Source organism: Kitasatospora sp. GAS1066B (genome assembly GCF_041262605.1).
Taxonomy (GTDB): Bacteria; Actinomycetota; Actinomycetes; order Streptomycetales; family Streptomycetaceae; genus Kitasatospora.
The window spans coordinates 190,116-214,479 of sequence record NZ_JBGCCO010000002.1 but is presented as its reverse complement, the minus strand read 5'-3'; the positions used below and the strand labels follow the sequence as shown (position 1 = coordinate 214,479).

Annotated in this window: 27 protein-coding genes and 1 pseudogene; 13 read left to right on the top strand and 15 right to left on the bottom strand. The window is 71.6% G+C overall.

Features of this window, described 5'->3' with window-relative positions; translation table 11 throughout:
• Window positions 1-265: 265 nt before the first annotated feature.
• A pseudogene (locus tag ABH937_RS02585) lies at window positions 266-559 on the bottom strand (lipid II flippase MurJ); the annotation flags it as partial.
• A 250-nt stretch (window positions 560-809) separates the two neighbouring features.
• On the opposite strand from ABH937_RS02585, the gene ABH937_RS02580 reads away from it, so the two are divergent.
• Window positions 810-1,088, top strand: a complete 279-nt coding sequence (locus tag ABH937_RS02580) for a hypothetical protein (protein WP_280687230.1) — start codon at window positions 810-812, stop codon at window positions 1,086-1,088.
• A 151-nt stretch (window positions 1,089-1,239) separates the two neighbouring features.
• On the opposite strand, the gene ABH937_RS02575 is transcribed toward ABH937_RS02580, so the two are convergent.
• Window positions 1,240-1,806, bottom strand: a complete 567-nt coding sequence (locus ABH937_RS02575) for a DinB family protein (protein WP_370217136.1) — start codon at window positions 1,804-1,806, stop codon at window positions 1,240-1,242.
• Between the two features lie 177 nt (window positions 1,807-1,983).
• On the opposite strand from ABH937_RS02575, the gene ABH937_RS02570 reads away from it, so the two are divergent.
• On the top strand, window positions 1,984-2,298 hold the full coding sequence (locus ABH937_RS02570; protein WP_370217007.1) for a hypothetical protein: 315 nt from the start codon (window positions 1,984-1,986) through the stop codon (window positions 2,296-2,298).
• 172 nt (window positions 2,299-2,470) lie between these two features.
• Here ABH937_RS02570 and ABH937_RS02565 read toward each other — a convergent pair whose 3' ends face one another.
• Entirely contained in the window at window positions 2,471-2,662 is a 192-nt protein-coding gene (locus tag ABH937_RS02565) for a hypothetical protein (RefSeq protein ID WP_370217006.1), read from the bottom strand.
• 8 nt (window positions 2,663-2,670) lie between these two features.
• Window positions 2,671-3,522: a helix-turn-helix domain-containing protein gene (locus tag ABH937_RS02560; RefSeq protein ID WP_370217005.1), complete on the bottom strand. Its 852-nt coding sequence runs from the start codon at window positions 3,520-3,522 to the stop codon at window positions 2,671-2,673.
• Between the two features lie 262 nt (window positions 3,523-3,784).
• Between ABH937_RS02560 and ABH937_RS02555 the strand changes: the two genes are divergently transcribed.
• The 5 genes from ABH937_RS02555 to pip all read left to right on the top strand — a co-directional run bounded on the left by ABH937_RS02555 (window position 3,785) and on the right by pip (window position 7,428).
• Entirely contained in the window at window positions 3,785-4,225 is a 441-nt protein-coding gene (locus ABH937_RS02555) for an ATP-binding protein (RefSeq protein WP_280687225.1), read from the top strand.
• A gap of 246 nt (window positions 4,226-4,471) precedes the next feature.
• Entirely contained in the window at window positions 4,472-5,065 is a 594-nt protein-coding gene (locus ABH937_RS02550; protein ID WP_280687224.1) for a TetR/AcrR family transcriptional regulator, read from the top strand.
• Entirely contained in the window at window positions 5,062-5,898 is an 837-nt protein-coding gene (locus tag ABH937_RS02545) for an alpha/beta fold hydrolase (RefSeq protein ID WP_370217004.1), read from the top strand. The genes ABH937_RS02550 and ABH937_RS02545 overlap by 4 nt, the downstream gene beginning before the upstream one ends.
• Window positions 5,899-6,000: 102 nt before the next feature.
• A complete protein-coding gene (locus ABH937_RS02540) occupies window positions 6,001-6,369 on the top strand; it encodes a DUF6087 family protein (protein WP_370217002.1) in 369 nt (122 codons plus the stop codon).
• Between the two features lie 99 nt (window positions 6,370-6,468).
• On the top strand, window positions 6,469-7,428 hold the full coding sequence (pip, locus tag ABH937_RS02535; RefSeq protein WP_370217134.1) for a prolyl aminopeptidase: 960 nt from the start codon (window positions 6,469-6,471) through the stop codon (window positions 7,426-7,428).
• Window positions 7,429-7,518: 90 nt separating this feature from the next.
• Here the strand turns inward: pip and ABH937_RS02530 are convergent, their stop codons facing one another.
• From ABH937_RS02530 to ABH937_RS02515, 4 genes are all read right to left on the bottom strand, one after another.
• The gene (locus ABH937_RS02530; protein ID WP_280687220.1) at window positions 7,519-7,797 is read right to left on the bottom strand and encodes a hypothetical protein; all 279 of its coding nucleotides are present in this window, start codon (window positions 7,795-7,797) and stop codon (window positions 7,519-7,521) included.
• A gap of 321 nt (window positions 7,798-8,118) precedes the next feature.
• Window positions 8,119-10,287 (bottom strand): 3-hydroxyacyl-CoA dehydrogenase NAD-binding domain-containing protein, encoded by a 2,169-nt coding sequence (locus ABH937_RS02525; RefSeq protein ID WP_370217001.1) that lies wholly within the window; start codon window positions 10,285-10,287, stop codon window positions 8,119-8,121.
• A gap of 23 nt (window positions 10,288-10,310) precedes the next feature.
• Entirely contained in the window at window positions 10,311-11,522 is a 1,212-nt protein-coding gene (locus tag ABH937_RS02520) for an acetyl-CoA C-acetyltransferase (RefSeq protein WP_280687218.1), read from the bottom strand.
• A complete protein-coding gene (locus tag ABH937_RS02515; RefSeq protein ID WP_370217000.1) occupies window positions 11,519-12,673 on the bottom strand; it encodes a CaiB/BaiF CoA transferase family protein in 1,155 nt (384 codons plus the stop codon). Before ABH937_RS02515 ends, ABH937_RS02520 begins: the two co-directional genes overlap by 4 nt.
• A gap of 180 nt (window positions 12,674-12,853) precedes the next feature.
• Between ABH937_RS02515 and ABH937_RS02510 the strand changes: the two genes are divergently transcribed.
• Window positions 12,854-13,507: a Pr6Pr family membrane protein gene (locus ABH937_RS02510; protein ID WP_280687216.1), complete on the top strand. Its 654-nt coding sequence runs from the start codon at window positions 12,854-12,856 to the stop codon at window positions 13,505-13,507.
• A gap of 37 nt (window positions 13,508-13,544) precedes the next feature.
• Here ABH937_RS02510 and ABH937_RS02505 read toward each other — a convergent pair whose 3' ends face one another.
• Both ABH937_RS02505 and ABH937_RS02500 read right to left on the bottom strand, forming a co-directional pair.
• Window positions 13,545-13,916, bottom strand: coding sequence for a toxin Doc (locus ABH937_RS02505; RefSeq protein WP_280687215.1), 372 nt, complete (start codon window positions 13,914-13,916; stop codon window positions 13,545-13,547).
• Window positions 13,916-14,143 (bottom strand): hypothetical protein, encoded by a 228-nt coding sequence (locus tag ABH937_RS02500; RefSeq protein WP_184934788.1) that lies wholly within the window; start codon window positions 14,141-14,143, stop codon window positions 13,916-13,918. The genes ABH937_RS02505 and ABH937_RS02500 overlap by 1 nt, the downstream gene beginning before the upstream one ends.
• A 99-nt stretch (window positions 14,144-14,242) precedes the next feature.
• Here ABH937_RS02500 and ABH937_RS02495 point away from each other — a divergent pair, with 99 nt between their 5' ends.
• Both ABH937_RS02495 and ABH937_RS02490 read left to right on the top strand, forming a co-directional pair.
• Window positions 14,243-14,776 (top strand): SigE family RNA polymerase sigma factor, encoded by a 534-nt coding sequence (locus ABH937_RS02495; RefSeq protein ID WP_280687214.1) that lies wholly within the window; start codon window positions 14,243-14,245, stop codon window positions 14,774-14,776.
• A 58-nt stretch (window positions 14,777-14,834) separates the two neighbouring features.
• Window positions 14,835-15,704 (top strand): hypothetical protein, encoded by an 870-nt coding sequence (locus ABH937_RS02490; protein WP_370216999.1) that lies wholly within the window; start codon window positions 14,835-14,837, stop codon window positions 15,702-15,704.
• 73 nt (window positions 15,705-15,777) lie between these two features.
• Here the strand turns inward: ABH937_RS02490 and ABH937_RS02485 are convergent, their stop codons facing one another.
• Entirely contained in the window at window positions 15,778-17,388 is a 1,611-nt protein-coding gene (locus ABH937_RS02485) for an ABC-F family ATP-binding cassette domain-containing protein (protein ID WP_370216997.1), read from the bottom strand.
• 279 nt (window positions 17,389-17,667) lie between these two features.
• On the opposite strand from ABH937_RS02485, the gene ABH937_RS02480 reads away from it, so the two are divergent.
• Window positions 17,668-19,305, top strand: coding sequence for an ABC-F family ATP-binding cassette domain-containing protein (locus ABH937_RS02480; RefSeq protein ID WP_280687211.1), 1,638 nt, complete (start codon window positions 17,668-17,670; stop codon window positions 19,303-19,305).
• Between the two features lie 49 nt (window positions 19,306-19,354).
• On the opposite strand, the gene ABH937_RS02475 is transcribed toward ABH937_RS02480, so the two are convergent.
• Complete coding sequence (locus tag ABH937_RS02475) at window positions 19,355-19,723, bottom strand: helix-turn-helix transcriptional regulator (protein ID WP_280687210.1); 369 nt, start codon at window positions 19,721-19,723, stop codon at window positions 19,355-19,357.
• The gene (locus tag ABH937_RS02470; RefSeq protein ID WP_370216994.1) at window positions 19,720-19,956 is read right to left on the bottom strand and encodes a hypothetical protein; all 237 of its coding nucleotides are present in this window, start codon (window positions 19,954-19,956) and stop codon (window positions 19,720-19,722) included. Before ABH937_RS02470 ends, ABH937_RS02475 begins: the two co-directional genes overlap by 4 nt.
• 106 nt (window positions 19,957-20,062) lie before the next feature.
• Between ABH937_RS02470 and ABH937_RS02465 the strand changes: the two genes are divergently transcribed.
• Window positions 20,063-20,716 carry a nitroreductase family protein gene (locus ABH937_RS02465; protein WP_280687208.1) on the top strand — a complete coding sequence of 218 codons (654 nt, stop codon included), beginning with the start codon at window positions 20,063-20,065 and terminating at the stop codon, window positions 20,714-20,716.
• 72 nt (window positions 20,717-20,788) lie between these two features.
• Entirely contained in the window at window positions 20,789-21,388 is a 600-nt protein-coding gene (locus ABH937_RS02460; protein WP_370216993.1) for a GNAT family N-acetyltransferase, read from the top strand.
• Between the two features lie 19 nt (window positions 21,389-21,407).
• Here ABH937_RS02460 and ABH937_RS02455 read toward each other — a convergent pair whose 3' ends face one another.
• Window positions 21,408-23,042 carry an isovaleryl-CoA dehydrogenase gene (locus ABH937_RS02455; RefSeq protein WP_370216992.1) on the bottom strand — a complete coding sequence of 545 codons (1,635 nt, stop codon included), beginning with the start codon at window positions 23,040-23,042 and terminating at the stop codon, window positions 21,408-21,410.
• Between the two features lie 80 nt (window positions 23,043-23,122).
• Entirely contained in the window at window positions 23,123-24,337 is a 1,215-nt protein-coding gene (locus tag ABH937_RS02450; RefSeq protein WP_370216990.1) for a cytochrome P450, read from the bottom strand.
• Between the last annotated feature and the right edge of the window lie 27 nt (window positions 24,338-24,364).

Here is a 24,364-nt window from a genome sequence, read left to right as displayed (position 1 = left end):
GCTGAGCTGCTCACCGCAGGCCCGGCAGTATCCGCAGTTCGCCGATCCTGAGCACCCTGGCGAGCGCCAGGAACAGCACCAGCATCACCCCACCGCCTGCCACCAGTTCGAGCACCGGCCCCCAGAGCGCCACCGAACCCGCCGCACCGCAGGCGTGCGCCGCCGCCCAGCCGGCCGCGCCGGCAGCCGCCGCGGCGACCGTCAGCTTCCCGTAGGTGCGGGTCAGCCGCTTGCCGTCCAGCCGGCCCGCGAGTCGGCGGCGCAGCCAGACCGCGGTGACCAGCAGGCCGATCGCGTAGGAGATGCTGTACGCGGCGGCCAGCGTGATCAGCCGCTGCTCATGCGCGCGTCCACCGTCCGCGTGCTCCGCCCGGGCCCGCACCAGTTGGGGCACCAGCACCGAGTTGAGCGCGCCGCCCACCAGCAGCACGGAGATGCTGGTCGGCACGGTGTTCGCCGTGTTGTAGGTACTGGCCACCAGCCCCGAACTGAGCGCCGCTCCCTGCAGCACCAGCCGCACCAGCCCGGTGACCCGCGACGCCACCGTGCCGAGCGCCATCACCGCCGACGACCGCACCAGGCCGCCGGGGTGTGGTCGCGGTCGCCTCGCCGCGTGGCGGCCCCGGCGGCGGCGCTGCTGTTGCCTGTTGACCGGCGTCTCGTCCGAAACCTGCGTCTCCTCGGCTATTCGCACAACGGAGTTGACGAAGATCAGCGTGGTGGCGGTTTCACAGTTCAGAGCCTGCGCTGAGGTAGCGCGGGCCGAGAAGTGTCACGCTCGAGAGAAGCGACACTCAGGGGAGGGCTCCATGGACGGTCACAGCGGAGGCGACTTCGGCGGTCACCACGGCGGCGGCTTCGGCGGCCACCACCACGGTGGCAACTTCGGCGGCCACCACCATCACCACCACCACGGCAAGAGCGGCCAGGACGCCGGCGCCGCCTACCTGTGGCTCGGTCAGACGTACGGTCGGGGCATCGGCCGGCTGGACGGCCTCGACAGGCGGAGCCGCGCGAGCTCGCGGAAGTGGCTGCTGCTGGTGGCCGCGCTGGCCGCGGTCGCCCTGGCGATCCCACTGATGCACTGACCCACCGCAGCCCGGGTGGCCACCAGCACTCGCGGGCGGCTACTGGGCGGGCGGCGCTCGGTGTCACTGGGCCTGCCCTATCCGCGAACGTGCCGACGGCCGAACAGCGAGGTACCCGGGCCGGTGGGGCGGCTGTTGACCCCGGCCGCCCTCACTGGCCCACCCTGCCGTCGATGCACTCGCGCAACAGGTCGGCGTGCCCGCAGTGACGGGCATACTCGTCGATCCTGTGCACCATCAGCTCCCGAACCGCGATCCCGTCCTTCCCCACACGCTCGTTCAGGTCCGGGTGCTCGGCCAGCGCGGCGTCGGTCGCGGCCTGCTCGCGCTGAAGATCACAGAACGCGGTGTCAACCTCGGCCTGTACGGCGACAGTTCCGGCAAAGTCCGCGTTACGCTCGCCGTACAGCTTCGGCAGCGGGTCGCCATCGCTGATCCAGTTGCGCCAGTCCCGTTCCACCTCGGCGAGGTGCCGCACCAGGCCGAGCAGCGACATCGTCGACGGCGGAACCGACCGTCGGGCCAGTTGCTCCGCCTCCAGGCCCTCGCACTTCATCCGCAGGGTCATGCGGTAGTTCGTCAGGAAGTCATGCAGCGTCGCAAGCTCGCCGTCCGGACTGTTCTCGCTGTGTCGCGGGTCGTCGTCCGGATCAGCCCACATGTCGGGGTAGACGACTGCCTGGCTCCATCGCGCGGGTTGGTCACTCGTGTGGTGCATGCTCGTCTGCAACAGCCCGAGCTCGCCACCGAGTTCTCGCTTCGAGGTGACGCCATGACCGCCCCCGTCGGGCGGTCTCAATGACAAGGAAGAAGGTTCACCGGGTTGGCGTCGGCAGGCCACGTGCCGGTTGGATGTCGCGAGACGTTTCAACTCGAAGGAGCGAGGACCCGCCACATGACCTCTGACGACCTGTTCGGCGAGATCGCCACCGACCTCGCCCCACGCGGTGCCACCGCTGGAGCAATGTTCGGCAAACGTGCCCTCAAGGTCCACGGCAAAGCCTTCGCCTGCCTCAAGGGCGACCTGCTGGCCTTCCGGCTCGGCGCGGGCACCCACGCCCACACCGAGGCCCTTGCCCTGCCCGGAACCGAACTCTTCGACCCCTCCGGCAAGCACCGGCCGTTCAAGGACTGGGTCGCCATCCCCGTCACCCACGCCCATGCCTGGCCCCATTACGCCGAAATCGCACTCGACAGCCTCGACGGCTGAACCGCCGTCGTCCACATTCGGATGTCGCGAGGTTCCAACCCGAAGGAGCGAGGGCAGTGGCGGAGCCGGTCCGGGTCCGCAGCCGCGGGGTGGGCTGAACGCAGAACGCGCCCCCGTCCGGCCATGCCTTGACACGGGGGCGCGTTCGCGTGGAGTGGACGGGTCGTGGGCGTTACAGGAGGTGGTCGGCCTTGCCCGCCTTGATGTCGAGAATGAGGGTGCGCAGGGCGTCCATGGAGTCGGTGAGGGGATGATCTTCCTGACCGGCGACGGCGATGTAGGCATTGCCGGCGGCGTCGGCGCCCAGGCGGAAGCAGTTGTTGCCCTCGCCGCAGAACGGGTCTTCCCAGTTGATGTCAGACATAAGACCTCCTAGAGGTGTTGAGCAATGGCATGCATGAAGTCTCGTGACCTCTCCGGCGACAGCGCCGCCCCTGCCATCCAGTCGAGGTGTGCACGATACTTTGCGAGCTGCGCCCCGGCATCGGTGAATTCGGGCCCGTGGGCGGAGTCCAGTTGCACGGTGTCGAGTTGGGGAACAGGCCCCTCGGCGTAGAGCAGGGCATGACCCGCACCTGGGAACGCACCACACTCCACCGGGAGTACCCGAATGGAGATGTTCTTCTGCTCCGACTTGGCGCATACGTATTCGAGCTGGGCCCGCATGACTCTGCGTCCACCGAACTGCATCCGCAGCGCGGCCTCGTGAACGTAGCCCACGTACCGCCGCGGGTCAGACCGCTCAAGAACACGCTGCCGTGCCATACGGTGGTTCACTCGGAGTTCGATCTCCAACCGTGACAGTGGGGGTAGCACGGCGCTGAAGACAGCCCGGGCGTACTCATCCGTGTGCAGGAGACCCGGCAGATGGACGGTCTGCGCCGTATGGAGACGTACCGCATGCCACTCAAGCTCAGCGATGTCGAGCATGCCCTGCGGCAGAGTGCCTCGATCCTCTTCCCACCAGCCATGCTCCCGGTTGTCGGCCATGGCCACGAGCGCCTCGACATAGGCCTCGTCAGGGCAGGCGTAGTTGCAGGCCAACGTCCGCACCCGATCCGGACTGACGATCCGGACGCCTGACTCCATGTTGGAGATCTTCGTACGGTCGAGTCCAAGCAGACCGGCCGCGTACTCGGTGCTGACACCTGCGGCGATGCGGAGCTTGCGCAGTTCGGCGCCCAGACGCTTCTGGCGCTCGGTCGGAACAGGTCGGGTCGGCATGCCATCCTCTCAGGCTGACTCGGGATCAGTCTGCCGTGGCTGACCGGCCCCAGTCCAACACGATAGTGGCAATTACTGGTGTTTCAGTGGCACTTTGCCACAGAGGCCGCTAGCTTCAAGTAGCAAGGAACTCACCTACGGCAACGCCGGAAGTGCACCGCGCGAGCACGCCCACCTGCCCTGGACCAGGTGTGCCCGCGCCCAGGGAGGCAAGCCACCGGCCCCGCCGCGTCAACCACCCCACTCCCTCACGGAGTCAGCCATGCCTGCAGTCCCGCTCCCCTCCCCCACCCTCACCGTCCCCGCCGTCCCGACCCACTGGCGCTTCCCCGCCCGCCTCGCCTCGGTGCCCCGCGCCCGGCAGGTGGTCCGGGATACGCTGCCGCGTCACTGTCCGGCCCAACTCTCCTACGAGCTGCGCCTGCTGACCTCCGAGCTGGTCACCAACGCGATCCTGCACGGCACCGACCCTGAGGAGGACGAGGTGATCGAACTGGTCCTCTGGACCGCCGACGGCCACTACTGGCTCGCCGTCTCCGACCCCGGCCCCGGCCACCCGACCCGCGGCACGCCCGGCCCCCGCGCCTGCGGCGGCCGGGGCCTGCTCCTCGTGGACGCGCTCTGCGACGCCTGGGCCGTCCTGCCCCGTCCGACGCGCGGCAAGTCCGTCGTCGCCGGGATCCGCCTGGACAAGGCGGCCTGACGGCACATCAGCCCACCAGGGGACTGCCCTGCCGAGCAGCGGGGCGCGGCCTTCGTCCGGTGCGGCCGGGGTTGTAGACGCGCCTGACAGTCGACCGGCCAGGCGGGCAGCCGCACGCACAGGCGCTGGTGGCCAGTTCTGATTCCCCGTCATCCGCAACAGCGGTACCCGCGTGAACGCACTCCTGCTTGGCATTCCTAGGACTCCTAGGTATAACCTAGGGGCCCTAGGATCTTGGGAGGGTGCATGGTGCGGGCCGGACTGACGGCGGAGCGGGTGACGATCGCGGGCGCCGAGCTGGCGGACGAGGTCGGGCTCGACCAGGTGACCATGTCGCAGGTTGCGCGGCGGCTCGGCGTGAAGGACGCGAGCCTCTACACGCACGTCCGCAGCCTGGAGGATCTGCGCGGACGGATCGCGCTCCTTGCGGCGGACGAGAAGACCATCCGTATCGCGGAGGCGACCGCCGGGCGGGCGGGCAGGGACGCGCTGGTCGCGTTTGCCAACGCCTGGCGGGAGTACGCCCACCGGCATCCGGGCCGCTACATGGCGACGCAGACCCCGATCCAGATCGACCCCGAGCTGGCCGCAAAAGCGCCCGGACCCCGGCGCGCGGTCGAGCTGACCTACGGAATGCTGCGCGGCTACGGACTGACCGAGCCCGACCTGACCGACGCGGTCCGGCTACTGCGCAGCACGTTCCACGGGTTCGTCGCCCTGGAGGCCGCGGGCGGGTTCGCGCACAAGCGCTCGCCGCAGCACTCCTGGGTCCGCGCCCTCGACGCCCTGCACACCCTCCTGGAGCACTGGCCCCCGTCTCGAGAAGGAGACTCCTCATGACCGACCCGACCATCGGCCACCTGCGCGTGAACGGTGCGACCCTGCACTACGAAGTGCGCGGCCACGGCCCGCTCCTGCTGCTGATCCCCGGAGGAACGGGCGGCGCGGCCTCCTTCGACGCCATCGCCCACGACCTGGCCGCCGAATACACCGTCGCGACCTACGACCCGCGCGGCATGTCCCGAAGCACGCTGGACGACCCCGAGGCCGAGCAGCAAGTGGCCGAGCACGCCGACGACGCGTTCCGGATACTGGAACTGCTGTCGCCAGGTGAACCCGCCCGGGTGTTCGGCTCCAGCTCGGGCGCGATCACCGCCCTGCACCTGCTCACCACCCGTCCCCAACGCCTCGAACGCGTCGTGGCGCACGAGCCGCCGATCGTGGAGGTCCTGCCGGACGCCTCCGAACACCGAGCGCTCATCGCACGCGTGCAGGCAACGTTCCGCGCACAGGGGCTCATGCCAGCGATGGCCGTGTTCGCCGCAGGTCTGAAGAAGGACGGCGACACCACCGAGCCGAAGGCCGAAATCAAGCTTCCGCCGCAAGCAGCGGCGCGGGCCGAACAGACGATGGCCAACCTGCCGTACTTCGTCGGGCGCATCGTGCCCAGCTTCATGTCCTACGCCCCGGACATCCACCAGCTGCAGGCACTGTCGGACCGGCTCGTGCTCGCCTGCGGCCAGGACTCACGCGGCGAGCTGCCCTACCGTCCCGCCGCTTTCCTGGCCGAGCGCCTCGGCACGGAACTCCAGCACTTCCCCGGCGGGCACACCGGCCTGACCACACACCCCGCCGAGTTCGGCGAACTCCTTCGGAGGGCCTTCCGCGCCTAGACCCGAATCCGACTCGCCCTGATCAACACCACCGAAGTGGCCATCCCAAGCCGGGCCCCGACGGTTCGGGCTGACGGTAACCTCCGACGGTATCCATCGGGCATGGCTGGACGCCCCGGCCAACGCCTGGACGATCTGAGGGAGGACGTCGTGGACGAGTCCGAGGAGCCGCTGGAGCTGTGGGCGGCACGGCGTGATGCCCTTCGCCGCAAGGTCGGTGAACGGCGTGTCAGCCATGCCGACGGCGTCCTGCGCGCCTCCCACGTCGACCCCGCCGCGCCCCGGGTCGTCGAGGAGTGGGACGGGGTCCAGTGGGTGGTGGTCGGTGCGACGGATGGCTACGCGGCGGCTCAGCGTGCCTTTCACGGGATCACCGGTGACGGCGTGATGCGGGGGATGATGCCGCGCCCGGAGAGTACGGGCCTGCGCAATCCGACGGCGGCCGGCCGGGGACGTCACCGAAAGCCGTAACGCACCACGACCGTTGCTGCTTCGATGAGATGACGGTCAATCAGCTCTCGTGAAAAATCACCGCGCTCCATCACCGATCGCAGCCTAGGATCGATGGTTATGGTCGATCTCTACGCTCCCACCAGTCCGTACGACAGTGGATTCCTCGACACCGGAGACGGCAACCGCGTCTACTACGAGCAACTCGGCAACCCCGAAGGCAAGCCCGCCCTGTTCGTCCACGGCGGTCCGGGGGCGGGCGCGCCGCGGCGGCCGACCAGGGCCTGGGATCCCGAGTGCTATCGCGTCATCCGCTTCGACCAGCGCAACTGCGGTCGCAGCACCCCGCACGCCAGCGATCCGGCGGCGGACATGAGTCTGAACACCACGCAGCACCTGATCGACGACATGGAGCGGCTGCGCGAACTCCTCGGCATCGAGCGGTGGTTGCTGGACGGCGTGTCCTGGGGTGGGACGCTCGTCCTGGCCTACGCGCAGCAGCACCCCGAGCGGGTCAGCGAGATCGTCATTCAGGCGGCGATGTTCGCCGACCGTTCCGGGGTCGACTGGCTCTACCGGGGCGCCGGGCGGTTCCGTCCCGAGGCGTGGGACCGGTTCCGCGACGGCGTCCCCGAGGACGAGCGGGACGGCGACCTGCTCGCGGCCTACGCGCGGCTGATGGAGGACCCCGACCCGGCCGTCCGGGAGAAGGCCGCCGCCACCTGGCTCGCTTGGGAGGACGCGGTCATCGCGGACGAACCCAACGGCGTGCCCGGCCTGTACGGCAATCGCGAGGTCGACGCGCGGATCGCATTCGTGCGGATCTGCGCCCACTTCCTCAGCAACGACGCCTGGCTGGAGGACGGCCAACTGCTGCGCGACGCCCCCAAGCTGGCCGGGATCCCGGGGGTGGTGGTCCACGGCCGCCATGACATGAGCTGCCCGGTACAGGCGCCGTGGGAGCTGGCCAAGGCGTGGCCGGACGCGCAACTGCACATCATCGAGGACTCCGGGCACGCCGGCAGCGAAGCGATGCACCAGGCGAGCCGGACGGCCATCGAGGAGTTCAAGAACCGGTGATCCTCGGGGCACGTGCCGGACCTCCCAGCTGCCCTGCCCGGCGCGTAGGGCCGGCCGACCCGCACTGCGGTGATCGCTCGAATTCGGCGGTCAGCCGGGGATGAGGCCGTCGTCGCTGAGCATGTCGCGGACCTCGTCGAGAGCGGCGTCGGGTGAGGGCAGGATCAGCTCGGAGGGCTCCAGGGCGTCGTCGGGAAGGGGGGTGCCCAGGCGGCGGACTGCGTCGAGGAGGGCGCCCAGGGACCTCCTGAAGCCTTCTTCGTCGCCGGACTCCATCTCTTCCAGCAGCTCGTCGTCGAGCTTGTTCAGCTCGGTGAAGTGGGCGTCGGCCAGCTTGACCTGGCCCTCGCCCATGATGCGAACGATCACGGTGCTCTCCCGTCCCTGCGTCGTGCTGCGGCCTCGGCGGCCGCAGTGCTGTCCCTCATCCCATCGCTTTTCCGGGGGCGGTGCTGGCGTGTTCGCGCGGGGCGAATGCTCACCACCCAGATGGGCGAAGCCAGGGCGTGACCGGCATGGTGCCGGGTACTGAGAGTGGTTGATGACCCACCCTGCCCCGCCGCCGCGTCGTGCAGCGGCCGACCCACGCGGGCTCGATCGTCGATGCGACGGCCTGAGCCTGTTGGACAACCGGCCGGGGTGGCGGCCCCCGCTCTCCCGGGCCGCCACCCCTCCCCCGCCCCCGCCCGCTCAGTCCTTGAACGCCCCGCCCTCCGCCGCCACCCGTTCCAGCAGCGCCGGCGGCGTGAACCGCTCCCCGTGCGTCGCCGCCAACTCCCGGGCCCGCGCGGCGAACCCGGCGGCCCCGCCCTGGTACCCGTTGATGTACTGCAGCACCCCGCCCGTCCACGCCGGGAACCCGATCCCCAGGATCGACCCGACGTTCGCGTCGGCGACCGAGGTCAGCACGCCCTCCTCCAGGCAGCGCACCGAGTCCAGTGCCTCCGCGAAGAGCATCCGCTCCTTCATGTCCTCGAACGGGACGTCAGCGTCCGCCCGCCCGAAGTGCTCGCGCAGCCCCGGCCAGAGAGCGCCGCGCCTGCCGTCCGCGTCGTAGTCGTAGAAGCCGGCGCCGCCGCTGCGTCCGGGGCGGTCGAACTCCTCGACCATGCGGTCGAAGACGACCTCGGCCGGGTGCGGCCGCAGGGGCTCGCCGGCCTCCTCGGCGGCTCGGACGGCCTCTGCGCGGATCTTGCGGGGCAGCGTCAGGGTCAGCTCGTCCAGCAGCGACAGCACCTTGGCCGGGTATCCGGCCTGGGCCGCCGCCTGCTCGATCGACGCCGGCTCGATGCCCTCGCCGACCATCGCGACGCCCTCGTTGATGAACTGCCCGATCACCCGTGAGGTGAAGAAGCCGCGCGAGTCGTTCACCACGATCGGGGTCTTGCCCAGGCGCCGCACCAGGTCGAAGGCACGGGCGACGGCCTCGTCCCCGGTGCGCTCGCCCTTGATGATCTCGACCAGCGGCATCTTGTCGACGGGCGAGAAGAAGTGCAGGCCGATGAAGTCGGCGTCCCGCTCGACTCCCTCCGCCAGCAGGCTGATCGGCAGCGTCGAGGTGTTGGAGCAGAGCAGCGCGTCGGCGTCCACCACGGACTGGATCTCCTGGAAGACCTTCTGCTTCAGCTCGACGTTCTCGAACACGGCCTCGATCACCGCGTCGCAGCCTGCCAGGTCGCCGGCCTCCCCGGTCGGGGTGATCCGGGCCAGCAGTTCCTCGCGCTGCGCCTCGGTGCTGCGCCCGCGCGCCACCGCCTTGTCCAGCAGTGCGGCCGAGTAGGCCTTGCCGCGCTCCGCCGCCTCGACGCTCACGTCCTTCAGCAGCACCTCGAGACCGGCCCGGGCGCAGGAGTAGGCGATGCCCGCGCCCATCATCCCGGCGCCCAGCACAGCGACCTTCCGCACCTGCCGCTCGGCGACGCCGTCCGGCCGCGAGCCACCGGAGTTGACCGCCTGCATGTCGAAGAAGAGCGCCTGGATCATGTTCTTCGCGGTCTGCCCGCAGACCAGCTCGGTGAAGTACCGCGCCTCGATGACGAAGGCGTTGTCCACGTCCACCTGGCTGCTCTCGACCGCCGCCGCCAGGATGTTGCGCGGGGCCGGGTAGGGGGCGCCGTTCAGCTGCTTGCGCAGGTTGGCGGGGTAGGCGGGCAGTTGGGCGGCCAGCGCCGGGGTGGCCGGGGTGCCACCGGGGATCTTGTAGCCCTTGACGTCCCACGGCTGCGTCGCCGTCTCGTGGGCCGCGATGAACTCCCGTGCCTTGGCCAGCAGTTCCTCCGGCGAGGCGGCGAGCTCGTGCACCAGGCCGGCCTCCATCGCGGCAGCGGGCCGGTACTGACGGCCCGTCAGCAGCCACTTCAGCAGCGCGTCGGCCAGCCCGAGCAGCCGCACGGTGCGCACCACGCCGCCGCCACCGGGCAGCAGGCCCAGCGTCACCTCGGGGAAGCCGAGCTTGCTGCCGGGGGCGGTGAGCGCGATCCGGTGGTGGCAGGCCAGCGCCAGTTCCAGGCCACCACCCAGCGCGCTGCCGTTGATCGCGGCGACCACGGGCTTGCCGAGGGTCTCCAGGGTGCGCAGCGCGCGCTTGAGCCGCAACGAGCCCTCGAAGAACGCCTCGGCGCCGTCGGGGCCGACCGCCGAGAGCATGCGCAGGTCGCCGCCCGCGAAGAAGGTCTTCTTGGCGGAGGTGATGATCACGCCACGCAGACCCTCGAACGCCGCCAGCCGGGCCACCACGGCCTCGAAGTCGGCGGTGAACGCGGTGTTCATGGTGTTGACGGACTGGTTGGGGTCGTCCAGGACGAGGGTGACGATGCCCTCCTGGTCCTGCTCCCAGCGAATGACAGTGAACTCGGTCATGAGAGTGGTCTCCTGAAGGGGGATCAGATGCGCTCGACGATGGTGGCGATGCCCATACCGCCGCCCACGCAGAGGGTGGCCAGGCCGTAGCGCAGCTCGCGCCGCTCCAACTCGTCGATCAGGGTGCCGAGGATCATCGCGCCGGTGGCGCCCAGCGGGTGGCCGAGCGCGATGGCGCCGCCGTTGACGTTCACCTGCTCGTGCGAGAAGCCGAGTTCGCGCATGAAGCGCAGCGCGACCGCGGAGAAGGCCTCGTTGATCTCGACCAGGTCGATGTCGGCGGCAGTCAGCCCGGCCTTGGCGAGCGCCTTGCGGGTGGCGGGGGCCGGGCCGGTGAGCATGATGGTGGGCTCGGAGCCGGAGACCGCGGCGGAGACGATCCGGGCGCGGGGACGCAGCCCGTAGCGCTCGCCGATCGCGGGCGAACCGATCGCCACCAGCGAGGCGCCGTCCACGATGCCGGAGGAGTTGCCGGCGGTGTGCACGTGGTCGATCCGCTCCACCCAGTGGTACTTCTGCAGCGCGACGGCGTCGAATCCGCCGGCCTCGCCGACGGCCGCGAAGGCGGGCTTCAGGCCGGCCAGCGTCTCCACCGTGGTGCCCGGGCGCAGGTACTCGTCGCGCTCCAGCACGAGCAGGCCGTTGCGGTCGCGCACCGGGACCACCGAGCGGTCGAAGAGGCCGTCGGCCTGTGCCTTGGCGGCGCGGGCCTGCGACTCGGCGGCGAAGGCGTCGACGTCGGCGCGGGTGAAGCCCTCGATGGTGGCGATCAGGTCGGCGCCGATGCCCTGCGGGACGAAGGAGACGTCGAAGTTGGTCATCGGGTCCATCGCCCAGGCGCCGCCGTCGGAGCCCATCGGCACCCGGGACATCGACTCCACGCCGCCCGCCAGCACCAGGTCCTCCCAGCCCGAACGGACCTTGGCGGCGGCCAGGTTGACCGACTCCAGGCCGGAGGCGCAGAAGCGGTTCTCCTGGACGCCGGCCACGGTGTCCGGCAGGCCGGCCGCGACGGCGGCGATCCGGGCGATGTCGGAGCCCTGGTCGCCGAGCGGGCTGACCACGCCGAGCACGATGTCGTCGATCGCGGCCGGGTCCAACTCGGGCAGCCGGGCGCGCATTTCACGGATCAGTCCGACCACCAGGTCGACCGGCTTGGTGGCGTGCAGCGAACCGTTCCTGCCACGGCCGCGCGGGGTGCGGATCGCCTCGTAGACGTACGCTTCGGTACTCACGGTTGCTGCCTCTCGGGGGAGTTGGTCGAATCAGCAGAGTCGGTCGGGTGGGCAAGCTCGGGCAGGTCCCAGTCGCGGGCCACTTCGGCGGTGTCGGCGCCAGGGCGGGCCGGCGGGCGGCGCAGCGCGGTGGGGGTGGCGGAGAACCGCGGGGCGGGGGCCGGCTGGGTCACGCCGTCCTGGGTCGGATAGGTGCCGCGGGCCGTCAGGTGCGGATGGGCGGCAGCCTGGCGGAGCGTCAGCACTCGAGTGACGCAGGCGTCGGTGCCCGTGAAGACGGCGTCCCACTCGGCGCTGCCGCGGCTCGCGAAGCGGGTGGCGATCAGCGCGCGCAACTCGGGCCAGCGGGCGGTCTCGTACTGGCCGGGGGCGTCGGGGCCGAGGTCGAGCAGCCGGGCGAACTCGGCGTAGAACTGCGGCTCCAGCGCGCCGACCGCGAACTGGCCGCCGTCGCCGGCCTGGTAGACGGCGTAGCAAGGGGCGCTGCCGTCCAGGAAGTTGACGCCGCGGCGGTCCTGCCAGCGGCCCTCGGCGAGCAGGCCCCAGAAGAGGGTGGCCAGATGGGCGCTGCCGTCCACGATCGCGGCGTCCACCACCTGGCCCTGGCCGGTAGCGCGGGCGTGCTGGAGGCCGGCGAGCAGGCCGACCACCAGGTAGAGCGAGCCGCCCGCGTAGTCGCCGAGCAGGTTGGCCGGCACGGTCGGCGGCCCGTCGGCCGGACCGATCATCGAGAGCACTCCGCTGAGCGCGATGTAGTCGATGTCGTGCCCGGCGGCGGCGGCCAGCGGTCCGTCCTGTCCCCAGCCGGTCATCCGGCCGTAGACCAGAGCGGGGTTGCGGGCCAGGCAGGCCTCGGGGCCGACGCCGAGCCGCTCGGCCACCCCGGGGCGGTAGCCCTCGATCAGCAGGTCGGCGCGCTCGACCAGGTCGAGCAGGCGGTCGGGTCCGTCCGGCGCCTTGAGGTCGAGCAGGACCGAGCGCTTGTTGCGGTTGGTCAGGTCCAGCGCGGGGTCGCCGGCCAGCGGCGATGCGCTCGGACGGTCCACCCGCACCACGTCCGCGCCCAGGTCGCCGAGCAGCATCGCGGCGAACGGCCCGGGGCCGATCCCGGCCAGTTCGACCACCCGCACCCCGGCCAACGGCCCAGTCACCCGGTCGCCTCCTCGCGAGCGTGACAGTAGAGCTGTAACACTCGGGATGGTATGCCGGTGACCGGCGAGTAACAAGAGCGGCTCCCGCGCGACTCCCATCGGCGGCTACCCGTGGGTAGAGTACGGCGATCAGCCCGCACGACGGACCCGTGCCCGACAGAACAGACCGGTGAGCGCCCCGTGAACATCTGGACCCGACCCGCGCTCTGGTGGCGCCTGGCCATCGTCCTCTCCAGCGGGCTGGGCCTGGCACTCGGCACCAGCTCGCTCGTCTACTTCACGGTGGAGAGCAACACGCTGGTCTTCGGCTACTTCGCCGGCGCGGTCTACTGGATGGTCAAGCGCGGCACGGTGGACGCCCCCGCACCCCGGCTGCGCGGCGCCGCCGCCCTCTACATCCTGATCACCGGCCTGGTCGCGCACATCCTGCTGAACCACGGCGCCAACCCGCTGCCCGGGCTGGTCTCCGGGCCGGACCGGCTGACCAACTGGTCGCTGTTCCTGCTGCACTACGCCACGCCGGTGCTGGTGCTGCTCGACTGGCTCTGCGCGCGCCCGCGCAACGCCTCGCGCTGGCAGGACATCCCGCTCTGGCTCTCCTTCCCGCTCGGCTACGCGGCGGTGACCATGGCCCGGGCGGCGCTCTTCCCGAGCTTCCCGAACAAGTACCCGTACTTCTTCTTCGACCCGAGCACCCACGGCTACGGCTACGTCTGGCTGCAGATCGCCCAGCTGACGGTGGAGTTCATCGTGCTGGCGACGGCCGTGGTCGGGCTCGACCGGCTCGGCACGGCGGTGCGCGGGCGACTGCGGCCCGCCGTGGTGCCGGCCTGACCGCAACATCCCTGACCCCAACATCCGAGGTCAGGGGTCAGATCCGCCACTCCCGGATCCGGTCGGCCGCCACGAAGATGTCCGCCTTCGCGTCGGCCACGTCCCGGGCCAGCTCCACCAGGGCGCCGTACGGCGGGTCGATGCCCTCCTTGGCCGCGTGCATGTACGCCGCGGTCGCCATGCAGGCGTAGAGGTTGTTGCGCACCGGCAGCGGGCGCAGCAGCACGATGGTGTGCATCAACGCGGCCGCGCACCAGGCCGGGTCGGCGTCGTGGCCGAGTTGGGCGGTGTTCACCCGGTGCCGGGCCACGGCCGCCTGCAGCGCGGAGTAGTCGCGCACGCTCAGGTCCTCGGGCGACGCCTGCTCCTGGACGTCGAGGAGCCAGCGGATGTCGACGTGCAGGATCATCACGCCGCACTGCGCCGAGCGGCGGGCGTGTCCTCCGGGAAGGCGGCGTCGAACTCTTCCAGGTGCGCGTTCCAGAACGCCACCGCGTGGTTGACGAAGGTTCGGCGCTGCTGCTCGCGCACGCTCAGGTCGTGTACGTACGCCTTGACGGTCTTTCCGTCGGCCGCCGCTGCCTCGCGAATCGCGGCCAATTCCGCCTCGGTGTACTCGATGTTGAGAGCCGGCATGCGCTTCAGGGTACCGGAGCGGTACCGGACCGGACAGGGGTCTGGGGATTTCCTGGGAACGGCTGCAACATCCCGGTCGACCCACTGCGTTAGGCAGGCATGGACCACTCACCGACGACCGAACCGGCGCTCCCAGGCCCGCTCGACTTCCTGGACTTCGCCGCGGCCCGAGGCGGGCAGCTCTACAGAACGGCCTACCTGCTGACCGGCGGTGACTCCCATCTGGCGGAGGACCTGGTGCAGGAGGCGCTCAGCCGGATGTACTCGCGCTGGAAGCGGCTGTCCCGGTTGGAGAATCCGGCCGGATACGCGCAGACCGTCCTGGTCAACACCTTCGTGAGCCTGCGTCGCCGGCGCAGCAGCGGCGAGCGGGTCACCGCCGAGTTCGCCGAGGTCGCCGTCACCGACCGGGACCCGACCCTGCGCCTGACCCTGCTGGACGCGCTGCGCGAACTCTCCGCGCCGGACCGCGCGGTGCTCGTGCTGCGCTTCTGGGAGGACCGCAGCGTCGAGGAGACCGCCGCGGCGCTGCGCCTGACCTCCACCGCCGTGCGCTCGCGCAGCCACCGCGCCCTGGGCCGGATGCGCGCGCTGCTGGGCGACGACTTCGCCGAGCGGGCCGACGCGCCCTGACTCCCGCACCTCTCCGTGTCTTCGTGTCTTCGCATCTTCGTGAAAGTGATGCCCCGCCATGTCATTCGATGACGAAACCCCGTTCGAGGACGCCTTCGGCGTCGCCCTGCGCGAGGCCGTCGACGCGGCCCCCGCCCCGCCGATCGAGTTGTTGGCGACCGGCGCCGCACAGCGCGGCCGGCGCCGCAAGCGCCGGCGTGCCGTGGTGGCGAGCACCGCAACCGTGGCGATGCTCGCAGGCCTTGGTGTGCTGACCCTGCAGGGGCGCCCGTCCACCGAGGTGTCGACCCCGAGCGCGGCCGACCGTCCCGCCCCGGCGGTCACCGCGCCGCCGAGCGGTGCGCCGACGGCCACCACGCCACCGACCGCCACGACGCCGGTCACCGCCGCTCAACTGCTGGCGCTGTTCGAAGCGAAGCTGCCCGGCGATCTGCGGTTCAGCGACCCGATGACGCAGGACGACAACCCGTACGGGTTGTCGATGCGCTATGCCGCCATCACCGGGACGGACAGTCGAGGAGCCGGCAGCTTCGAGATCACCGTCCAGCGCGCACTACCGTGGCCGAACCCGACCGCGCCCCCGATCGGCAACTGCTCACCGGCCGGCCCCGACTGCACCGGCAGCGCAGAGCCCGACGGCGCCCACCTGCTGGTCCATCACCCCTCTCGCGCCGCCGGCGGCGAGCAGGACTGGAGCGCCACGCTCGACCGACCCGACGGGATCAGGGTGATCGTGAACGTGAGCAACATCCCGGGCCCGGGCACCGGCCGGACCGTGCCCTACACCAACACGCTGTTGCTGAGTTCTGAGCAGCTGTCCGCCCTCGCGCTCGATCCGCTCTGGTCGTCGCTGGCGGCCGCCCTGCCCACGCCTTCGATCGCCTCGCGGCCCCCCGTGACCTCTCCGTCCGGCCCGCAGCGGGCTTGACGCCCGACCGCCCGCCGCGCCCTCCCGCACCGGGGACGGGAGGGCGCCGCGGACGCCTCGCACCGCGCCGGCCTCACATCGGATCCACCCGCCGCAGCCCGCCCTCGTCCAGCCGCAGCCACCGGGTCAGCCCGAGCCCGCGCAGGAACGGCAGGTCGTGGCTGACCACCACCAGCGCGCCCTGGTAGGACTCCAGCGCGTCGGTGAGCTGGCGCATGCTCGCCAGGTCGAGGTTATTGCTCGGCTCGTCGAGCAGCAGCAGTTGCGGCGGCGGGTCGGCGAGCAGCAGCGCGGCCAGCGTGGCGCGGAACCGCTCGCCGCCGGAGAGGGTGCCGGCCCGCTGGTCGGCCCGGCCGCCACGGAACAGGAACCGGGCCAGCCTGGCCCGGATCTGGTTGTCCGAGACGGCCGGCGCCAACGCCTTGACGTTCTGCGCCACGCTCAGCGAGTCGTCCAGCAGGTCGAGCCGCTGCGGCAGGTACCTGATCGGCACCGGGCAGGTGATCTCGCCCTCCAGCGGCGGCAGTTCGCCGGCGATGGTACGCAGCAGGGTGGACTTGCCGGCGCCGTTGGCCCCGACCAGGGCGATCCGCTCGGGGCCGCGCAGGTCCAGCTTGACCTGGTGGCCGTAGGCGAGCCGGACGTTCTCCATGGTCAGCACGGTGCGGCCGGCCGGGACCTCGGTGCGCGGCAGGTCGATCCGGATCTCGGCGTCGTCGCGCACCGCGTCCTCGGCGGCGTTGAGCCGCTCGGTGGCCTCGGCCAGCCGCTCGGTGTGCAGGCCGCGCACCCGCCCTGCGGTGACCTCGGCCTGTCGCTTGAGCGCACCGGCGATGATCTTCGGGTCGTTCCTGGTGATCGAGCGCTTCTTGCCGTAACTGGCGCTGCGGGCCAGGCGGACGTTGGCCTCCACCAGGTCCCGCTTCTGCCGGTGGACGTCGGCCTCGGCGACCCGGACCATCCGCTCGGCGGCCTCCTGCTCGGCCGCCAGGGTCTGCTCGTACTCGTCGAAGTTGCCGCCGTACCAGGTGACTTCGCCGTCCCGCAGGTCGGCGATCTGGTCCACCCGGCGGAGCAACTCGCGGTCGTGGCTGACCAGGACCAGCACGCCGGTCCAGCTCGCCACCGCCTCGTAGAGGTGCTCGCGGGCCGCGCGGTCCAGGTTGTTGGTCGGCTCGTCCAGCAGCAGCACGTCGGGGCGCTCGATCAGCAGCGCCGCCAGCCGCAGCAACACGGCCTCGCCGCCGGACAGTTCGCCGGTGGTGCGGTCCAGCTCGAGCCGGCCCAGGCCCAGCTTGTCCAGCGTGGCGCGGGCCCGCTCCTCGACGTCCCAGTCATCGCCGAGCACGGTGAAGTGCCGCTCGTCGACGTCCCCGGACTCGATCGCGTGCAGCGCCGCGCGGCGCTCGCGGATGCCCAGCGCCTCGTCCACCCGCAGCGCGGTGTCCAGCGCGAGGTCCTGCGGCAGGTAGCCGATCTCGCCACCGATCCGCACGGTGCCGCCGGACGGCGTGAGTTCGCCCGCCAGCAGTCGCAGCAGGGTGGACTTGCCGGCCCCGTTGAGGCCGATCAGACCGGTCCGGCCGGGGCCGACGGCGAGGTGGAAGCGCTCCAGGACGGGCTTGCCGTCCGGCCACTCGAAGCTGAGGTCGGTGCAGAGGATCGCGGTGGTCGTCGATGCCATGGGGGCCTCCTGCGGGTTGCTCGTGGGATGAAAGGGGCAACACGGAGACACCGCGGGAGGGCGACGGGGGAACGGATCACGGAAGGCGACTCCGGACCGAGGCCGAGCACGCTCGTCGACCGCGCGAGTACGCAGCGCGGGAGCGGTGTCTCATGACCTCAGTAGAGCAACGGCCTTCTCCTGTTCCGGTGGACCAACGGACCCAACGCTACGACGGCGGGGCAGCCCCGGCAAAGGATTTATCTGCGCGATTCGCGGCCGTTTAGGATCGGGCACATCATGAGTGCCACTCTCGTAACCAAGGACCTCGCCGCCGGCCACGGCGACCGCACCCTCTTCGCCGGGCTCGACCTGGTCGTCGCCCCCGGCGAGGTGACCGGCCTGGTCGGCGCCAACGGGGCCGGCAAGTCGACGCTGCTGCGGCTGCTGGCCGGCCTGGACCGTCCCGAGAGCGGCTCGATCACGCTCAGCCCGCGCTCCGCCAACATCGGCCACCTGCCGCAGGAGCCCGAGCGCCGCGCGGGCGAGTCGGTGCGCGCCTTCCTGGCCAGGCGCACCGGCGTGGCCGCCGCGCAGGCCGCGCTGGACGAGGCCACCGAGGGCCTGGTCGAGGGCCGGGCCGGCGCCGACGACGCCTACGCCGAGGCGCTGGACCGCTGGCTGGACCTGGGCGGCGCCGACCTGGAGGAGCGCGCCGAGCAGGTCGCCGACTCGCTGGGCCTGGCCGTCGGCCTGGACCAGGAGATGACCTCGCTCTCCGGCGGCCAGGCGGCCCGCGCGGGCCTGGCCTCGCTGCTGCTCTCCCGCTACGACGTCTTCCTGCTCGACGAGCCCACCAACGACCTGGACCTGGCGGGCCTGGCCCGGCTGGAGGAGTTCGTCACCGGCCTGCGCGCGGGCACCGTGCTGATCAGCCACGACCGCGAGTTCCTGGCCCGCACGGTGACCCGGGTGCTGGAGCTCGACCTGGCCCAGCAGCAGGTCAACCTCTACGGCGGCGGCTACGACTCCTACCTGGAGGAGCGGGCCCGGGCCCGCCGGCACGCCCGCGAGGAGTACGAGGAGTACGCGGACACCAAGGCCGGCCTGGAGGCCCGGGCCCGGATGCAGAAGGGCTGGGCGGACAAGGGCGTGCGCAACGCGCTGAAGAAGAGCCCGGACAGCGACAAGCTCCGCAAGACCGCCTCGACCTCCTCCTCGGAGAAGCAGGCCGCCAAGGCCAAGCAGACCCAGCGGATGATCGAACGCCTGGACGTGGTCGAGGAGCCGCGCAAGGAGTGGGAGCTGCAGATGGAGATCGCCGTCGCCCCGCGCTCCGGCTCGGTGGTCGCGACGCTCCGTCAGGCCACCCTGAAGCGCGGTGAGTTCGGCTTCGGCCCGGTGGACCTGCAGGTCGACTGGGCGGACCGGGTGGCGATCACCGGCGCGAACGGCGCGGGCAAGTCCACCCTGCTGGCCGCCCTGTTGGGCCGGCTCGAACTCGACTCCGGTCAGGCCGCCCTGGGTTCGGGCGTGGTGGTCGGCGAGGTGGACCAGGCCCGCGGCCTCTTCTTCGGCACCGAGACCCTGCTGGCGGCCTTCGAGGCAGCCGTCCCCGAGCTCTCCCCCGCCGACGTGCGCACCCTGCTGGCCAAGTTCGGCCTCAAGGCCGTCCACGTCCTGCGCCCCGCCGACACCCTCTCCCCCGGCGAACGCACCCGCGCGGCGCTGGCCCTGCTCCAGGCCCGCGGCGTCAACCTGCTGGTCCTGGACGAGCCGACCAACCACCTGGACCTGCCGGCGATCGAGCAGCTGGAGGCGGCGCTCGCCTCCTACACGGGCACCCTGCTGCTGGTCACGCACGACCGGCGGATGCTGGAGACGGTCTCGGTCAACCGGCGCCTTGCGGTGGCGGACGGGCGGGTCACGGAGCTGTAGGAGCTCGTTGAAGCCTCGTCAGGTTCCGCCTGCGCCGGCTGTCCGAAGGTCAAGCCACCGCCGGGTGCCCGCCCGGGGGTGCTTGGCCGGGCTCATGGCCGTCGTGCGGGGTGAAGACGAAAGCTGAGGTATCGCCGTCCAGGTCGATGGTCAGCGACGCATCCAGGGCCTTGGCAAGGCGGGTGAGCAGCGGCAAGGTCGGCACCGCGTCACCGCCCTCGATGTTGGAGATCTGCGGCTGGGTCATGCCCGCGCGCCGCGCCAGTTCGGTCTGCGACAGGCCGAGCTCGGTACGACGGTCGTAGACGGCCTGGCCAAGTGCGAAGGCATACCCGGCTTCCAGGTAGGCCGGGGACTCCTCGACCGACTCTCCCAGGAGCTTCCTGGTCTGGCGGGTCTTCCACTGCGAGTGGTTCACGGACTCTCCTCCTTGATCCGGTCGTACCTGTGCTCCGCGAGACCATGGTCCGCCTCACACACCTTCTGGGCCCACTGAGCGCGCTCGACCTCGGCCGCCTCGCGCTGCCTGGTCTTGCGAAACACAGTCAGTAGGTCGGCCGCCCGCTCAACCTTGTCGTACTGGGTGTCGGACAGGAGTTCCAGCCACCGCCGGACTTCCGGCTCGATCTCGATCTGCCAGGGGCCGCTCACGAGGACAACTATACAGAAATCTATATACGCCAGCAGTCCAGCCGAGCCTGCGCCGCGACATCACACGTTGGTTTAGACCACCCGCCGGCTTCCCATACATCGAGGTATGACGACCTACCCCACCGTCCCCCTGCACCCGATGCACGTACCGGCCCACGAAGCCGAGGCCCGCGCCCGGGACTTCCACGAGCTGATGGCCCGGCGCCGGACCGTCCGCGACTACGACCGCCGGCCGATCCCGGACGGCGTGCTCGACTTGGCGATCCGTACCGCGGCCACCGCGCCGAGCGGGGCGCACGTGCAGCCGTGGCGGTTCGTGGTGATCACCGATCCGGAGCGCAAGCGGCGGTTGCGGGCGGCCGCCGAGGCGGAGGAGCGCGAGTTCTACGGGCACCGGGCGTCGGCGGAGTGGCTGGCGGCGCTGGCGCCGATCGGGACCGACTGGCGCAAGCCGTTCCTGGAGGACGCGCCGGCCGTGATCGTGGTCTTCGAGGTGCACAAGGGGCCCGACTCGCCGCGGCCGTACTACACCAAGGAGTCGGTGGGGATCGCGGTCGGCCTGCTGCTCGCCTCATTGCACCAGGCGGGGCTGGCCACGCTGACGCACACGCCGAGCCCGATGAAGTTCCTCAACGAGATCTGCGAGCGCCCGGCCGAGGAGCGCGCCGCCTACGTGATTCCGGTCGGCTACCCGGCTGCCGGGGCCGCGGTGCCGGATCTGCGGCGCAAGGAGCTGGACGAGGTGCTGATCCGGCTCTGAGGCATGGCGGCAGCACCGGGGGTGGGAGAAATCCCTGGTCGGCGACGCCGGCCGGCTGCCATCATGCCTAGCATGACCCACGCCACCGATGTCCCTGCCAGCACCGCGCCGCCCGCCCCGACCCGGCCACCGGAGTGGCTCGACCTGCCCGACGGGTTCGCGCTGCGCCGCCGGACGGTGGCGGACGCGCCGGAGATCAACGACGCGGTCATCCGCAACCTCGAGCACCTGCGGCCGTGGATGCCCTGGGCGAGCGCCGCGCCGAGCCTGGCGCACAGCACCGAGATGACCCGGGTCGGCTCCGAACTCTGGGAGCAGGGCTCGGACTTCCTCTACGTGCTGGTGGCCGCCGAGCGGCCGGAGCGGATCGTGGGCATGTTCGGCCTGCACCGGCGGATCGGCCCCGGCGGCATCGAGATCGGCTACTGGATCGACCAGGAGCACACCGGCCGCTCGCTGGCCACCAACGGCTCGGCGGCACTGACCGGGGCCGCGCTGGACCTCGCCGACGTCGAGCGGGTGGAGATCCACTGCGACGAGGCGAACGCGGCCAGCGCCGCCGTGCCGCGCAAGCTCGGCTACCGGCTGGACCGGATCGTCGAGGTGCCGGGCGAGGCGCCCGCCGAGACCGGCCGCAAGCTGATCTGGATCCAGCAGCGGCCGGCCGGCTGAAGCCGCCGCCCTACAAGGGCTACGCCGGCACCATCCGGGCCCGGGCGATCACCGCCTCGGTGTCCACCCCGGCCGGCAGGGTGCCGAAGGCGTTGCCGTGGTCGCCGCCCAGCCGGGAGGCGCAGAAGGCGTCCGCCACCGCCGGGTCTCCGTGGCGCACCAGCAGCGCGCCCTGGAGGGTGAGGGCCATCGTCTCGACCAGGCGGCGGGTGCGGTACTCGATCTCGTCCAGATCGCCGAGTTCCTTGCGCAGCCCGGCGACCGCCGCATCCAGCCGGCGGTCGGCACCGGCCACCGCGTCGAGCTCGGCGAAGTAGGCCTCCAGGGACTGCGGGCTGCGGGCCATCGCGCGCAACGCGTCCAGCGCCGCGACGTTGCCCGAGCCCTCCCAGATCGAGACCAGCGGCGCCTCCCGGTAGAGCCGGGGCATCCCGGACTCCTCGACGTAGCCGTTGCCGCCCAGGCACTCCAACGCCTCGGCCGCGTGCGCCGGACCGCGCTTGCAGACCCAGTACTTGGTGACCGCGAGCGCCAGCCGCTTGAACAGCGCCTCGCCCTCCTCGCCGGCCGCCGCCCGGTCGGTGGCCTCGGCCAGCCGCAGCGCGACCGTGGTGGCCGCCTCCGACTCGATCGCCAGGTCGGCCAGCACGTTGCGCATCAGCGGCTGGTGGATCAGCTCGGTGCCGAACGCCTTCCGGTGGGTGGCGTGCTGGACGGCGCGCTGCACGCCCAGGCGCATCTCGGCGGCCGCGCCGAGCGTGCAGTCGAGCCGGGTCATGTTGACCATCTCGATGATGGTCCGCACCCCGCGGCCCTCCTCGCCGACCAGCCAGCCGACCGCCTCCTCGTACTCCAGCTCGGCGGAGGCGTTGGAGCGGTTGCCCAGCTTCTCCTTGAGCCGCTGGATCCGCAGCGCGTTGCGGGTGCTGTCCGGCAGCACCCGGGGCAGCAGGAAGCAGCTGAGGCCACCCGGCGCCTGAGCCAGCGTCAGGAAGACGTCCGACATCGGCGCGGAGGTGAACCACTTGTGGCCGGTCAGGTGGTACGTGCCGTCCCCGGCCGGCAGCGCCACCGTGGTGTTGGCCCGGACGTCCGAGCCGCCCTGCTTCTCGGTCATCGACATGCCGGCGATCAGGCCGCGCTTGCCGAGCGGCTCCCGCAGCCCGAAGTCGTAGACGGTGGAGGCGAGCAGCGGTTCGAACCGCTCGGCCAGCTCCGGGGTGGCGCGCAGCGCGGGCACGGCGGCGTAGGTCATCGAGATCGGGCAGCCGTGCCCGGCCTCCACCTGGCTCCACAGGTAGAACTTGGCGGCCCGCGCGGTGTGCGCGCCCGGGCGCGGATCGCGCCAGGGGGCGGCGTGCAGGCCGTGCTCGACCGCCACGTTCATCAACTGGTGCCAGGCCGGGTGGAACTCGACCTCGTCGATCCGGTGCCCGAACCGGTCGTGGGTGCGCAGCACCGGCTCGTTCTCGTTCGCCAACCGCCCCCACTCGGCGGCCTGCTCGGTGCCGGCCAGCACGCCCAGCTCGCGCAGCTCGGCCTCGGCCCAGCCCGCGCCGGCCCGGTGCAGGGCGGCGAGCAGGGCCGGGTCCTCGGCGAGGTTGTGGCCGTAGGGCGGCGGGACCTGGTTGGTGACCTCGTGGGTGTGCGGCACGGCCTGCTCCCTACTCGCGAGTAAGTTGGACACCTACAGAGTAGGGGTTCGGTCCCGCCGCGTCTGCGGTCCGAGGACGGTCACCAGGCGACCGGCAGCTCCAGCGGAAAACGCCAGATCGAGCCGGTGTTCCAGCGCACCCGCTCGGCCGGCACCGCCAGCCGCAGTTCCGCGAAGCGCGCCAGCAGCGAGCCGATCGCGACCTGGAGTTCCAGCACGGCCAGCGGGGCACCGAGGCAGTGGTGGGCACCCCAGCCGAAGGTCATGTGCGGCTGCGCCGGGCGCCGCAGGTCCAGTTCGTCGGGCCGGTCGAACTTCGCCGGGTCCCGATTGGCCGTCAGGTACGACACGTGCACGAACTCGCCCGCCCGGATCGCCACTCCGCCCAGCGTCAGGTCCTCGGTCGCCACCCGGGGGATGCCGACGCCCTTGCGGAACGGGATCAGCCGCAGCAGCTCGTCCAGGGCCCGCGGCAGCAGCTCGGGCCGGGCGCGCAGCTCGGCGAGCAGGGCGGGGCGGGTGAGCAGCGTGTAGGCGATGTTCCCGATCTGGTAGGTGGTGGTGTCCTGGCCGGTGACGAGCAGGATCATGGCGGTCACCGCCAGCTCCTGGTCGGTCAGCGCCTCGCCCCCGTCGCGGGCGGTCGCCAGGGTGCTGATCAGGTCGTCGCCGGGCTGGCGGCGCCGCTCGGCCGTCAGCGCGGCGAAGTAGCCGCGCAGCGCGCTCTTGGCCTGCACGGCCCGCTCCCGCCCGGCCGCCCCCGTGTCCATCATCGCCCAGGCCTGGGCGCGCAGTTCCGGGCGGTCGGGCTCGGGGATGTCGAGCAGCTCGCAGATCGTGGTCAGCGGCAGCGGCAGGGCCAGCCCCGCCATCAGGTCGGCCGGCGCGCGCTGCTCGGCCATCGCGTCCAGCAGTTCGTCCACGGCGCGCTGGGTCCGGGCCCGCATCCGCTCGACCTGACGCGGTGTGAAGCCCTTGGCGATCAGGCCGCGCAGCCGGGTGCTGGCCGGCGGGTCCAGCACGTTGATCGCCTCGGGCTGCACGATCGGCTCGGGCGTCAGCCGCGGGTAGTCCAAGTCGGCGACCGCGCGGCTGAAGCGCGGGTCGGTGGTGACGGTGCGGACCTGCTCGTAGCCGGTGACCAGCCAGGCGTCGGCGCCGTAGGGCAGCCGGATCCGGCTGACGGGTCCGGCCGCCAGCAAGCTCGCGAGCGAGGGGTCGAAGTCGAGCGCCTCGGCGAAGTCGAAGGGGCAGAGCCGTACTTCGTCACCAACGGCGGCAGGGGCGTCGGGCACGGGACCTCCGGTGCAGGGGACGGGGGT

Excerpts from the sequence above, each read along its gene's own strand:
- ABH937_RS02580 (WP_280687230.1), top strand. The coding sequence starts at position 810 with ATGGACGGTCACAGCGGAGGCGACTTCGGCGGTCACCACGGCGGCGGC.
- ABH937_RS02575 (WP_370217136.1), bottom strand. The coding sequence starts at position 1,806 with ATGCACCACACGAGTGACCAACCCGCGCGATGGAGCCAGGCAGTCGTC.
- ABH937_RS02570 (WP_370217007.1), top strand. The coding sequence starts at position 1,984 with ATGACCTCTGACGACCTGTTCGGCGAGATCGCCACCGACCTCGCCCCA.
- ABH937_RS02565 (WP_370217006.1), bottom strand. The coding sequence starts at position 2,662 with ATGTCTGACATCAACTGGGAAGACCCGTTCTGCGGCGAGGGCAACAAC.
- ABH937_RS02560 (WP_370217005.1), bottom strand. The coding sequence starts at position 3,522 with ATGCCGACCCGACCTGTTCCGACCGAGCGCCAGAAGCGTCTGGGCGCC.
- ABH937_RS02555 (WP_280687225.1), top strand. The coding sequence starts at position 3,785 with ATGCCTGCAGTCCCGCTCCCCTCCCCCACCCTCACCGTCCCCGCCGTC.
- ABH937_RS02550 (WP_280687224.1), top strand. The coding sequence starts at position 4,472 with ATGGTGCGGGCCGGACTGACGGCGGAGCGGGTGACGATCGCGGGCGCC.
- ABH937_RS02545 (WP_370217004.1), top strand. The coding sequence starts at position 5,062 with ATGACCGACCCGACCATCGGCCACCTGCGCGTGAACGGTGCGACCCTG.
- ABH937_RS02540 (WP_370217002.1), top strand. The coding sequence starts at position 6,001 with ATGGCTGGACGCCCCGGCCAACGCCTGGACGATCTGAGGGAGGACGTC.
- pip (WP_370217134.1), top strand. The coding sequence starts at position 6,469 with ATGGTCGATCTCTACGCTCCCACCAGTCCGTACGACAGTGGATTCCTC.
- ABH937_RS02525 (WP_370217001.1), bottom strand. The coding sequence starts at position 10,287 with ATGACCGAGTTCACTGTCATTCGCTGGGAGCAGGACCAGGAGGGCATC.
- ABH937_RS02505 (WP_280687215.1), bottom strand. The coding sequence starts at position 13,916 with ATGATCCTGCACGTCGACATCCGCTGGCTCCTCGACGTCCAGGAGCAG.
- ABH937_RS02500 (WP_184934788.1), bottom strand. The coding sequence starts at position 14,143 with ATGCCGGCTCTCAACATCGAGTACACCGAGGCGGAATTGGCCGCGATT.
- ABH937_RS02495 (WP_280687214.1), top strand. The coding sequence starts at position 14,243 with ATGGACCACTCACCGACGACCGAACCGGCGCTCCCAGGCCCGCTCGAC.
- ABH937_RS02490 (WP_370216999.1), top strand. The coding sequence starts at position 14,835 with ATGTCATTCGATGACGAAACCCCGTTCGAGGACGCCTTCGGCGTCGCC.
- ABH937_RS02485 (WP_370216997.1), bottom strand. The coding sequence starts at position 17,388 with ATGGCATCGACGACCACCGCGATCCTCTGCACCGACCTCAGCTTCGAG.
- ABH937_RS02480 (WP_280687211.1), top strand. The coding sequence starts at position 17,668 with ATGAGTGCCACTCTCGTAACCAAGGACCTCGCCGCCGGCCACGGCGAC.
- ABH937_RS02465 (WP_280687208.1), top strand. The coding sequence starts at position 20,063 with ATGACGACCTACCCCACCGTCCCCCTGCACCCGATGCACGTACCGGCC.
- ABH937_RS02460 (WP_370216993.1), top strand. The coding sequence starts at position 20,789 with ATGACCCACGCCACCGATGTCCCTGCCAGCACCGCGCCGCCCGCCCCG.